Raw genomic sequence first — 11,425 nt, 5'->3', positions numbered from 1 at the left:
CAAAGAGAGAGCGCTTTGGAAGTTTCATTCAGCAAGGAGATCGAGGCCTTGCGCCTCGGCGCGGGCGACGTCTTTCACGGCGAGGGCATCCTCGCCATCACCAAGGGCCTGCTGCAGTCGGGCGTGGCCTACGTGGGCGGCTACCAGGGCGCGCCGGTCTCGCACCTGCTCGACGTGATGGTGCAGGCCAAGCCCTACATGGACGAGCTGGGCGTGCACGTGGAGGCCTGCTCCAACGAGGCCTCGGCCGCGGCCATGCTCGGCGCCTCCATCCATTACCCGCTGCGCGGCGCCGTGACGTGGAAATCGATCGTCGGCACCAACGTCGCGGCGGACGCGCTGTCCAACCTCGCCTCGCCGGGCGTCAAGGGCGGTGTGCTGATCGTGGTGGGAGAGGACTACGGCGAAGGCGCCAGCGTGATCCAGGAGCGCACCCACGCCTATGCGCTGAAGTCCGGCATGTGCCTGCTGGACCCGCGCCCCGACCTCGGCCGCATGGTCGACATGGTGGAGCACGGCTTCCGCCTTTCGGAAACCTCGAACATGCCCTGCATCATGGAGCTGCGCATCCGCACCTGCCACGTGCGCGGCAGCTTCGAATGCCGTGACAACCTGGCGCCGGCGGTGTCCACCCGCGCGCTGATGGAGGAGCCGGCCGGCTTCGACTACATGCGGCTCGCGCACCCGCCGGTCACTTTCCGCCACGAGAAGCTCAAGGGCGAGCAGCGCCTCCCTGCCGCGCGCCGCTACATCGCCGAGCAGGGCCTCAACGAACTGATCCCGGGCACGCACCAGGACCTGGGCATCGTCGTGCAGGGCGGCCTCTACAACGCGCTCATCCGCAGCCTGCAGCAGCTCGGTCTGGCCGATGCCTTCGGCGCCACCGACATCCCGCTGCTGGTGCTCAACGTCACCTACCCGCTGGTGCCCGAGCAGGTGGCCGACTTCTGCGTGGGCAAGCGCGCAGTGCTGGTGGTGGAAGAAGGCCAGCCCGAGTACATCGAGCAGGAGATCGCGACGCTGCTGCGCCGGCGGGACATCCAGGCCCCGCTGCATGGCTGCGACATGCTGCCGCCGGCGGGTGAGCTGGGCGTCGAAGTGATGGCCGGCGGCCTCGCGAAGTTCGCCGCGCGCTACCTGCCGCAGCATGCACAGGACTCGGCGCACGGCTGGCTCGCGGGCAACCAGGAACGCCGCGCCGCCGCGGCCGCGAAGCTGGATGCACCGCTGCCCGCACGCCCGCCGAGCTTCTGCATCGGCTGCCCGGAGCGCCCGGTGTTCGCGGCCCTCAAGCTGGCGCAGCAGGACAGCGGCCCGGTGCACATCGCCGCCGACATCGGCTGCCATGCCTTCGGCACCTTCGAGCCCTTCTCCATGGGCCACTCGATCCTCGGCTACGGCATGAGCCTGGCGAGCCGGGCCGGCGTGTCGCCGATGATGCAGCGGCGCGCGCTCTCGATCATGGGCGACGGCGGCTTCTGGCACAACGGCCTGCTCACCGGCGTGCAGAGCGCCCTCTTCAACGGCGACGATGCGGTGCTGCTGATCTTCAAGAACGGCTACACCTCGGCCACCGGCACGCAGGACATCATCTCCACGCCGGACGACGAGGCGAAGGAGCGCGCCGCCGACAAGCAGCAGAGCCTGGTCGACAAGAACACCACCATCGAATCGACCCTCAAGGGCCTGGGCGTGCAGTGGCTGCGCACCGTGCACACCTACCACGTCGACACGATGCGCGCCACGCTCAACGAGGCCTTCACGACGGACTTCAATGGCCTCAAGGTCATCATTGCCGAGGGCGAATGCCAGCTGGAACGCCAGCGCCGCATCAAGCCCTGGATCGCCAGCCTGTTGCAGAAGGGCGAGCGCGTGGTGCGCGTGAAGTACGGCGTGGACGAGGACGTGTGCAACGGCGACCATGCCTGCATCCGCCTCTCGGGCTGCCCCACCCTCACGATCAAGGACAACCCCGATCCGCTCAAGGTCGACCCGGTGGCGGTGGTGATCGACGGCTGCGTGGGCTGCGGCCTGTGCGGCGCGAACGCCCACGCGGCGACGCTGTGCCCGAGCTTCTACCGGGCCGAGGTGGTGCAGAACCCCAAGTGGCACGAAAGACTGCTGCATTCGCTGCGCGGTGCCGTCGTACGCGCCCTGCAACCCGCTTGACCTCTACCTCTTTTCCTCCCCTTCGATGAATCGCACGCAACCCATCACCCTGCTCGTCTGCGCCCTCGGCGGCGAAGGCGGAGGGGTGCTCACCGAATGGCTGGTCGAAGTGGCCCGCCACGCCGGCTACGCCGCGCAGAGCACGTCCATCCCCGGCGTCGCGCAGCGCACCGGCGCCACCACCTACTACCTCGAGGTCTTCCCGGTTCCGCTGGCAGAGCTCGGCGGGCGCCGCCCCGTGTTCAGCCTGAGCCCGGTGCCGGGCGCGCTGGACGCGATCGTCTCCTCCGAGCTGCTGGAAACCGCGCGCCAGGTCGGCAACGGCATGAGCACGCCGCAGCGCACGCTGGTCATCAGCTCCACGGGCCGCACCCTCACCACCGCCGAGCGCATGCAGCTCGGCGACGGCCGCACGGACAGCGGCCGGCTGCTGGAGCTCGTCAAGTCCCTCAGCCGCGAGCACCACGTGTTCGACATGGGCGCGGTGGCGCGCGATGCCGGCACGGTGGTCAGCGCCGTGATGCTGGGCGCGATCGCGGGCAGCGGCCTGCTGCCCTTCCCGCGCGACGCCTACGAGCACGTGGTGGGCGGTGGCAAGGCGCCCGACAAGGTGGGCCGCATGGCAGCGGCCAGTCTGCGCGGCTTCGCGCAGGCCTTCGAGATCGTGCGCACGCCGCGCGAGCAGGCCGCCATGGTGAGCCGGCTGCTGGCCACGACGACGCAGGACGCGCCGGCCGAACACGCACTGCCGGCCGCGATCGCGCAGCAGTTCCCGCCGCCGGTGCAAGGCATGCTGGGGCTGGGCTACGCGCGTGTGCTCGACTACCAGGACGAGACCTATGCGCGCCTCTACGTCGAGCGCCTGCAGCAGGTGCTGGCGGCCGAGCACGCGGCCGACCCGGCCGGCGCCCGCGGTTTTGCCGTCACCACCGAGATGGCGCGCTGGCTTGCCCTCTGGATGGCCTTCGACGACATCGTGCGCGTGGCCGAGCTCAAGAGCCGGAACAGCCGCGCGCAGCGCGTGCGCAGCGAAGTGCGCGCGGGCGAGCAGGACATCGTCAAGGTCTACGACCACTTCAAGCCCGGCGCACCCGAGTTCGCCGCGCTGCTGCCGGCCTCGCTGGCCCATCGGGTCACGGCCTGGGACCGCCGCCGCCCCACGCCCTGGGCGCTGCCGCTGAAGGTGGGCAGCCATTCGGTCTTCGGCATGGCCTCGCTGCGCCTGCTGGCCTCGCTGCGCTGGCTGCGCCGCCGCGGCAGCCGCTTCGCCGAGGAGCAGGCGCTGATCGAGCGCTGGCTCGCCGCCGTCGTCGCCGGCACGCGCGAGGGCTGGCGGCTGGGTCACGAAATCGCCCTGTGCGGCCGCCTGATCAAGGGCTACGGCAGCACCAACGAGCGCGGCAAGAAGAACCTGCTGCACGTGATCGACCACCTGGCCGCGCTGCCCGGCACCACCGCCGCCGCGCGCGCCGAGGCGATTGCCGCCGCGCGCGAGGCCGCGCTGGCCGACGACGCGGGCAAGGCGCTCGATGCCGCGCTTGTGCGACACGGCGCGCCGGCACGGCCGATCGAGCCCCAGCCGATCCGCTGGATGAAGCGCCGGCCCGTAGCGAACCCATGAGCAACAGCGAAAAAGAAGGAGACACGATGACAACAACATTCCGCGACGACCTCCCGGCCCCGTTGCGCCGCGCATTGCTGCTGGCGCTGGCACTGGGTACCGCCGCTGCGCTGCCCGCCGCGCATGCGCAGAGCGCGTGGCCCAACAAGCCCATCAAAGTCGTGGTGAACTTCCCGCCCGGCGGCGCGGCCGACACCATCGCCCGCGCGATCTCGCAGCCGCTGCAGGACGCCCTGGGCCAGCCGGTGCTGATCGAGAACCGCGGCGGTGCCAACGGCAACATCGGCGGCGAGAACGTGGCGCGCGCCGCGCCCGACGGCTATACCCTCCTGATGAGCTCGGGCGGCATGGTGTCGGTGAACCCGCACCTCTACCCGAAGATGAGCTTCGACCCGGCCAAGGACCTGGTGCCGGTGGCCGCCGCGGCGCGCGTGCTGGTCTACCTGGTGGCCAAGCCCTCGCTGCCGCCGCAGAACATCAAGGAATTCATCGACTACGTGAAGGAGCGGCCCGGCAAGTTGTCGTACGGCTCGCCGGGCACGGGCAGCTCGCCGCACCTGGCCGGCGAGATGTTCAAGAGCCAGGCCGGCCTGTACGCAGTGCACGTGCCCTACCGCGGCGCCGCGCCGGCGCTGCAGGACCTGCTGGCCGGCCAGCTCGACTTCTATTTCGACCCGGGCATCGGGCTCAACCAGGTGAAGGCCGGCAAGCTGCGGCTGCTGGCCGTGGGCAGCCCCAGGCGCTCGCCGCAGTTCCCGGACGTGCCCACGCTGGACGAGGTGGGCCTGAAGGGCTTCGACGCCGACACCGTGTTCGGCTTCTACGCGCCGGCAGGTACGCCCGCGCCGATCATCACGCGGCTCAACACCGAGATCAACAAGATCCTCGCCACGCCGGCCGTGAAGGAGCGCATCGCGAACCTCGGCGGCGAGGCCCTGCCCGGCACGCCGGCCGCCTTCCATGACCGCGCCATGGCCGACTCGACGCGCTTCGGCGCGATCATCAAAGAGCGCAAGATCCTGGCAGATTGAGCTCTCCCCCAGGCTGCGCGCACTTCGTGTCGCTCCGCCAACCCCCTCACCGGGGGCAACACCAGCGGCCCGGCAAAGCCGGTTCCGCGGTGTTCCCCGCAAAGACCTTCACCCCTTTTGGGCCTTGCATGAGCGAACGAGTCATTTATACGGTCCGCGTCGAATTCGGCGACTGCGACCCCGCCGGCATCGTCTGGTTTCCCAACTTCTTCCGCTGGATCGACGCGGCCTCGCGCCACTTCTTCGCAGAGCGCGGCGTGCCGCGCTGGGAGGAGACGGCGCAGACCCTGGGCGTGATCGGCACGCCGCTTGTCGACACCCACACCCGCTTCGTCAAGAGTGCGAGCTACGGCGACACGCTGGAGATCGCGGTGGCGATTCCCGAATGGCGCGACAAGAGCTTCCTGCAGACCTACCGCGTCAAGCGCGGCGAGGACCTGATCCTCGAATGCGAGGAAGTGCGGATCTTTGCGGCCAAGCGCGAAGGCGGCGGCATCCGCGCGGTGCCGATTCCGCCTGAGATCCGCCGCCTGTTCGAATAGCGCAGGCTCAGCCGAACAGCTTGGCCGCGGTCTTCGCGATCAGCTCGCCCTGGTGGCGCGCGCCGGCCAGGTCGATCGCGGTGGGCTGGCGCGAGCCGTCGCCGCCCGCCACCGTGGTGGCGCCGTAGGGCGCGCCGCCGACGATCTCGTCCACGCTCATCTGGCCCTGGTGGCTGTACGGCAGGCCGACGACCGTCATGCCGAAGTGCAGCAGGTTGGTGATGATCGAGAACAGCGTGGTCTCCTGGCCGCCATGCTGCGTGGCCGAGGAGCTGAAGGCGCCGCCGACCTTGCCGTTGAGCGCGCCGCGCATCCACAGGCCGCCGGCCTGGTCGAGGAAGGCCGCCATCTGCGAGGACATGCGGCCGAAGCGGGTGCCGGTGCCGACGACGATGGCGTCGTAGTTCGCCAGCTCGTCGATGGTCGCGACCGGTGCCGCCTGGTCGAGCTTGAAGTGCGAGGCCTTGGCGACCTCCAGCGGCACGGTCTCGGGCACGCGCTTGACGTCGACCTGCGCGCCGGCGCCGCGCGCGCCTTCCGCGACGGCCTGCGCCATCGTCTCGATGTGGCCGTAGGAGGAGTAGTAGAGAACGAGAACCTTGGGCATGGAAATTCTTTCTGTCCGGGACAAGGACAAAGACAAGGGCGCGAGCGTAGGCGCTGGATCCTGATCCGGGAAGCCACAATCTTTCGATGGACACCATCGAAAGGAACGATAGATGCTCGAAGCCGTCTCCGTGGACCAGCTGCGCACCTTCATCGCCGCAGCCGAGGAAGGCAGCTTTTCGGCTGCCGGGCGCCGGCTGCGGCGCACGCAATCCGTGGTGAGCCAGACCCTGGCCAATCTCGAGGCGCAGATCGAGGTGCAGCTCTTCGATCGCAGCGGCCGCTACCCGCGCCTGACCGAATCGGGCCGCGTGCTGCTGGCCGAGGCGCGCATCGTCGCCGGCAGCATGGACAGCTTCAAGACCAAGGCGCGCACCATCGCCGAGGGGCTGGAGCCGGAGCTGTCGGTGGTGGTGGACGTGATGTACCCGATGGCCTCGCTCACCGTCGGTGTCGGCCTGTTCCGCGCGGCTTTCCCGCACACGCCCCTGCGCCTGTACGTGGAGGCACTCGGCGCCGTGGTGCAGCTGGTGCAGAACGACAGCTGCCGCATCGGCATCATCGGCACCCTGCCCCTGGTGCCGGAAGGCTTCGCCGCCGAAAAGCTGCTCGACGTGCCGATGGTCACGGTGGCCGCGCCGATCCACCAGCTCGCGGCCGGCCGCCGGGTGATCCCGCAGCGCGAGCTCGAGCAGCACGTGCAGCTGGTGCTGGCCGACCGCAGCAGCCTCAGCGAGGGCCGCAACTTCGGCGTGCTGTCGCCCCTCACCTGGCGGCTGGCCGACCTGGGCGCCAAGCATGCCTTCCTGCGCGCCGGATTCGGCTGGGGCCACATGCCGCTGGCGATGGTGCGCGACGACCTCGCTTCGGGCCAGCTCGTGCAACTGGAGATCGAGGCCTTTCGGCCGCAGATGCAGCCGCTGGCGATGTTCGCCGTGTATCGCCGGGAAGCGCCGCCCGGGCCGGCGGGGCGATGGTTTCTGGATCAGCTCAAGGGGGAGTGACCGTGTGACGGGAGGGGGGTCGAAAGTACGCGCCCTGCCTCGTCAGGGCCGCTTCGAACCGCGCTCCCGCCGCCGCCAGTACTGGAACTCGTCCTCGTGGACCTCGATGTCCACCTCCATGATGCGGGCCTGCAACCGCTCCTGCACCTCGGTCACGGCCTGGTTGAAGATGGCCGGGCCGATCTCCTCGAGGAAGAAGCCGAGCAGCGCGCCCGCGGCGATGTTGCCGATGGGCTCGTCCATGTTCTCCCGGAAATAGCGCTCGATGGAGGCGATCGCCTCCTGGCGGGTTTCCTTCTTCAGTTCGATCGTCATCGCGACTCCTTGCAGGCGATGCGCGAGCGTAGCAGCGCAGGACGCGTCAAGGCACGAGCACGATCTTGCCCGGCGTACCGCCGCGGTCGAGCAACTCGTGCACGCGGCGCGCATCGGCCAGCGCGAAGGCCGTGACCGCCGGCGCGCGCACGCGGCCCTCGGCCATGAGCGCGATGGCCGATTCCATCAGGCCCCGGCGCTGCGCCGCATCGGCGTCGACCGCATGGATGGAGAAGGTGCGCACCGCCAGGCTCCGGCCCAGCAGCTTGCGCAGTTCCTCGAACACGTCGCCCGCCGGCGGGCCGTTGACGATGTTGTAGGAGACCAGCATGCCGCCCGGCGCCAGCGCCCGCAGGCAGGCCATGAAGAGCTCGCCGCCCAGGTGGTCGAAGGCCAGGTCGACGCCGCGGCCGCCGGTGAGCTGCATGACCTTGTCGGTCAGCCCGCTCGCATCGCTCTCGATCACCTCGTGCGCACCGTTGGCGAGCGCGAAGCTTCTCTTCTCCGGCGTCGAGGCGGTGCCGATCACGTGCAGGCCGCGGTCGCGCGCCACCTGCACGAGCGCAGTGGCCACGCCGCCGGCCGCGCCGGGCACCAGGATGGATTTCGCCGGCAGGTTGCCGTTGCTCGCCAGCATGGCCAGCGCCAGCTGGAAGTTGCCGAGGCTCACCGCATCCTCGAAGCGGATTGCATCGGGCAGCACGAAGGGCGCGGACTCGGGCACGCAGATGGCCTGCGCGTAGCAGCCGCCGCGCTGCTTCAGCTCGCGCGCGCTCACGAGCACACGCTGGCCGACCTGGAGCGCGCTCGCGCCGGGGCCGACCGCGTCGACGACGCCCGCCATCTCGTTGCCGGGGATCGCCGGCATCGGCGGCATCCACTTGTAGGTGCCGTTGCGGATCAGCACGTCGGGCCCGCCGGCGCCGATCGCCATGGCCCGCACGCGCACCTCGCCGGCCAGCGGCTGCGGCAGGGGCAGCTCGACGAGCTGCAGCACCTCGGGGCCGCCGGGGGCCTGGAGCTGGATGGCCTGCATGCCTCAGCGCTGCCCGTCGTGCACGGACACCTGGTCCTTGGCGAGGCCGCCCAGGCGCGCGTGCACGCGCCCGCCGGTGCCCATGACCAGCGCGAACAAAATCTCGTTCGGGCGGGGTGCATCCTGGATGCCGATCTCCATCGCGTTGTAGTGGCTGCGCACGTAGGCGGCGTGGATGTAGTGCAGCGGCACCATGATCCGGTAGCCGGTGGCCGCCACTGCCTTCGACGAAGGCACGATCGCCTTCGGCTCGCCCAGCGCCTCGCGCATGGCCCAGCCGCCGGCCTCGTGCCACACGGCACCGTGCTCCAGCTCGCCGTTGACGCCGACGATCGCCGCCTTGCTGTAGACCTCGACCTTGTCGCGCCCCAGCAGCGCGACCAGTTCGGTCGCCAGCAGCGTGCCGAGCGAGCGCAGTTCGGCCATGAAGGGCATCAGGTCCGGCTCGTAGCGGCCGGCGTAGGGGTTGCGGATCACGGCGCAGGCCGCCGCCAGCCTGAGCGGCGTGTCGACGGGCGGCCCGCCCTCGTGGTAGATCGTCTCGACGGTGAGACTGCGCTTGCGGATCTCGATCAGGGACATGGAAACCTCATTGCCTGGGAATGTGTGCATCGTTCACGACGGTGGTCCAGCGCTTGAGCTCCGCGGCCACCATGGTGGTCATTTCTTCGGGCGTGCTGCCACGCGCCTCGCCGCCCATCTCCTCCAGCCGTGCGCGCACGGCCGGCACCTGCAGGGCCTTGAGCGTCTCGGCGTGCAGCCGCTCGACGATCGGGCGCGGCGTGCCGGCCGGCGCCATGAAGCCGGCCCATGATCGCACGTCGTAGCCGGGCACGCCCTGCTCCACCACGGTGGGCAGCTCGGGCATGGCGCTCCAGCGCTGCGCGCCGGTGGTGGCCAGCGCCCTCAGCTTGCCGGCCTTGATGTTGGGCATCACGGCCGTCGGCGGGGCGATGATCATCGGCACCTCGCCGCCGAGCAGCGCAGTGACCGAGGCGGCATCGCCGCGGTAGGGGATGTGCAGCATCTCCACTTTCGCGCTCTTCACCAGCAGCTCGCCGGCCAGGTGATGGGTCGAGCCGATGCCGGCCGAGCCGTAGGAGACGCTGCGCGCATCGCCACGGGCGGCAGCCAGCAGTTCCGCCAGGTTCCTGTAAGGCGAGTCGGCGCGCACCACCAGCAGGAAGGGGAAGAAGGTGACCGTGGAGATCATCTGGAAATCCGACACGGTCTGGTAGTTCAGCCTGTTGTAGAGCGCCCCGGCCACCGCATGCCCGCCGGTGGCCAGCAGCAGCGTGTAGCCGTCGGGCCGGGCACGCGCCACGGTGGCCGCAGCGATGGTGCCGCCGGCACCCGTCTGGGCCTCGACCACGAAGGGCTGGCCCAGACCCTTGCCCATTTCCGCGCCGACGACGCGGGCGATGGTGTCGGCATTGCCGCCGGCCGCGAAGCCCTGGTAGATCCTCACCGGCTTGTCCGGGAAGTCCTGGGCCGATGCCGTGAGGGGTGCCGCGCAGGCCAGGGTCAGGCCTGCGGCGAGCAATCGTCTGCGCCGCATGGTGCTTGTCTCCGATTTTTTGTGAAGCGCGCTGCGCAGCCGGCAGCGCCCGGGGGACGGGACCTCAGTCCTGTTGAGAGATCGGGTTGCGCAGCACGCCGATGCCTTCGATCTCGACCTCGCACACGTCGCCGGGCTTCATGAAGCGCTGCGGCTTGCGGCTCCAGCCCACCCCGGCGGGCGTGCCGGTGGCGATCACGTCGCCGGGCACCAGCGTGAAGATCGTCGACGCGTAGCTGATCAGCTTGGGGATGCTGAAGATCATGTGGCCCGTGTGGCTGCTCTGCACCACCTCGCCGTTCAGGCGCGTCTCCAGCTTGAGCTCGCGCCCGGGTTCGATCTCGTCCGCCGTCACCATCCACGGGCCGAAGCCGCCGGTCGATTCGAAGTTCTTGCCCGAAGCGATCTGCTTGGCATGGAACTGCCATTCGCGCACGCTGCCGTCGTTGTAGCAGGCATAGCCAGCCACATGGTCGAAGGCCGCGGACTCCGGAATGTCGCGCCCGGCCTTGCCGATGATCACCGCGAGCTCGCCTTCCCAGTCCAGCGATTCGGACACGCGGGGCCGCACGATGGGCGCGCCGTGCGCGCACTGCGAACGCCAGACGCGCAGGAAGATCGGCGGCTCTTCCGAGAGCTCGCGCTGCATGCCGGCGGCCAGCACCTCCTGGTGATGGTCCATGTAGTTGCGCACGGCGCAGACGATCTTCTCCGGGCGCGGGATCACCGGCAGGAAGGTGATGTCGGCGAGCCGGGCCGCCACCGGCAGGCCTTCGACGTGCTGCGCCGCCTGCAGGTACTCGCCCGAGGCGATGTAGTCGGCCAGGCCGGCATGCTGCGGACGCGCAGCCCCCAGATCGACGACGCCGTCGCCGACGACGGCGCCCCAGGTCTCGCGGCCTTGGTGAACGAATGACAGAAGCTTCATGGGAACGGACTCCGGTTGGAACGTGAAATGAACGTCGCGGCGCTCAAGCGCCGGGGGCTGCAGCGCGAGCGGGCGAACGCGACTCGAACTGCGCCTGCCACTGGGCCAGCGGCATGAAGGTCGGGTCGCCGCGGCAGATCGCCTCGGTCTCGCGCATCAGCGTCTCGTCGTCCTTGGACAGGTCGAGCGGATCGCCGTGCGGCTGCGCGACATAGAACGGCGTGTCGACATAGATCTCCACCGTGTTGCCCTCGGGGTCGAGCATGTAGACCGACAGCGCATTGCCGTGGTTCAGCCCGCGGATCTCGGTAGCGCCGCGCGCGGCCGCGCATGCCGAGATGTCGCGCAGGTGCTGGATGCTCGGCACCACGAAGGAGATCTGCATCACGGTGCTGAAGGTCGCGTCCGCCGGCCGGCCCGAGGCCAGCACCAGCTGGTGGTGCTGGTCGGGGCTGGCGCTGGTGAACACCAGGTCGTTGCGGAAGGTGCGGCCGACGCCGCGGTCCGTGATCGTGAGGTCGAAGGTCTCGGTGTAGAAAGCCACCATCCGCTCCAGGTCGGTCACGAAGATGCCGAAGTGCGATGGCGTGGGCCGGGAGACTGTGAGCATGCCGC

The 11,425-nt window shown here is 69.9% G+C and carries 12 protein-coding genes; 5 read left to right on the top strand and 7 right to left on the bottom strand.

Annotated elements, in window-relative coordinates; translation table 11 throughout:
• The first annotated feature begins 15 nt into the window (after positions 1-15).
• The 4 genes from A8M77_RS02945 (at position 16) to A8M77_RS02930 (ending at position 5,363) form a co-directional block, all read left to right on the top strand.
• Positions 16-2,169: a thiamine pyrophosphate-dependent enzyme gene (locus A8M77_RS02945; protein WP_086920049.1), complete on the top strand. Its 2,154-nt coding sequence runs from the start codon at positions 16-18 to the stop codon at positions 2,167-2,169.
• 25 nt (positions 2,170-2,194) lie between these two features.
• A complete protein-coding gene (locus A8M77_RS02940) occupies positions 2,195-3,790 on the top strand; it encodes an indolepyruvate oxidoreductase subunit beta family protein (RefSeq protein ID WP_086920048.1) in 1,596 nt (531 codons plus the stop codon).
• A gap of 26 nt (positions 3,791-3,816) precedes the next feature.
• The gene (locus A8M77_RS02935) at positions 3,817-4,821 is read left to right on the top strand and encodes a Bug family tripartite tricarboxylate transporter substrate binding protein (RefSeq protein ID WP_086920047.1); all 1,005 of its coding nucleotides are present in this window, start codon (positions 3,817-3,819) and stop codon (positions 4,819-4,821) included.
• A gap of 128 nt (positions 4,822-4,949) precedes the next feature.
• On the top strand, positions 4,950-5,363 hold the full coding sequence (locus tag A8M77_RS02930) for an acyl-CoA thioesterase (RefSeq protein ID WP_086920046.1): 414 nt from the start codon (positions 4,950-4,952) through the stop codon (positions 5,361-5,363).
• Positions 5,364-5,370: 7 nt separating this feature from the next.
• Here the strand turns inward: A8M77_RS02930 and wrbA are convergent, their stop codons facing one another.
• Positions 5,371-5,970, bottom strand: a complete 600-nt coding sequence (gene wrbA / locus A8M77_RS02925) for an NAD(P)H:quinone oxidoreductase (RefSeq protein WP_086920045.1) — start codon at positions 5,968-5,970, stop codon at positions 5,371-5,373.
• Between the two features lie 112 nt (positions 5,971-6,082).
• Between wrbA and A8M77_RS02920 the strand changes: the two genes are divergently transcribed.
• A complete protein-coding gene (locus A8M77_RS02920; protein WP_086920044.1) occupies positions 6,083-6,973 on the top strand; it encodes a LysR family transcriptional regulator in 891 nt (296 codons plus the stop codon).
• 42 nt (positions 6,974-7,015) lie between these two features.
• Here A8M77_RS02920 and A8M77_RS02915 read toward each other — a convergent pair whose 3' ends face one another.
• The 6 genes from A8M77_RS02915 to A8M77_RS02890 all read right to left on the bottom strand — a co-directional run bounded on the left by A8M77_RS02915 (position 7,016) and on the right by A8M77_RS02890 (position 11,420).
• Complete coding sequence (locus A8M77_RS02915) at positions 7,016-7,288, bottom strand: DUF2164 domain-containing protein (RefSeq protein ID WP_086920043.1); 273 nt, start codon at positions 7,286-7,288, stop codon at positions 7,016-7,018.
• 46 nt (positions 7,289-7,334) lie between these two features.
• Positions 7,335-8,324, bottom strand: a complete 990-nt coding sequence (locus tag A8M77_RS02910; protein ID WP_086920042.1) for a zinc-dependent alcohol dehydrogenase family protein — start codon at positions 8,322-8,324, stop codon at positions 7,335-7,337.
• Between the two features lie 3 nt (positions 8,325-8,327).
• Positions 8,328-8,906, bottom strand: coding sequence for an amino acid synthesis family protein (locus A8M77_RS02905; RefSeq protein WP_086920041.1), 579 nt, complete (start codon positions 8,904-8,906; stop codon positions 8,328-8,330).
• A 7-nt stretch (positions 8,907-8,913) separates the two neighbouring features.
• Complete coding sequence (locus A8M77_RS02900; RefSeq protein ID WP_086920040.1) at positions 8,914-9,882, bottom strand: Bug family tripartite tricarboxylate transporter substrate binding protein; 969 nt, start codon at positions 9,880-9,882, stop codon at positions 8,914-8,916.
• A 64-nt stretch (positions 9,883-9,946) separates the two neighbouring features.
• Complete coding sequence (locus A8M77_RS02895) at positions 9,947-10,810, bottom strand: fumarylacetoacetate hydrolase family protein (protein WP_086920039.1); 864 nt, start codon at positions 10,808-10,810, stop codon at positions 9,947-9,949.
• Positions 10,811-10,853: 43 nt separating this feature from the next.
• Positions 10,854-11,420 (bottom strand): VOC family protein, encoded by a 567-nt coding sequence (locus A8M77_RS02890; RefSeq protein ID WP_086920038.1) that lies wholly within the window; start codon positions 11,418-11,420, stop codon positions 10,854-10,856.
• Positions 11,421-11,425: the final 5 nt, after the last annotated feature.

Source organism: Variovorax sp. JS1663, assembly GCF_002157355.1.
In the GTDB taxonomy this organism is placed as follows: Bacteria; Pseudomonadota; Gammaproteobacteria; order Burkholderiales; family Burkholderiaceae_C; genus Variovorax.
Note: the sequence above shows the minus strand (reverse complement) of the source record. Positions and strands in the feature narration are given on the sequence as shown.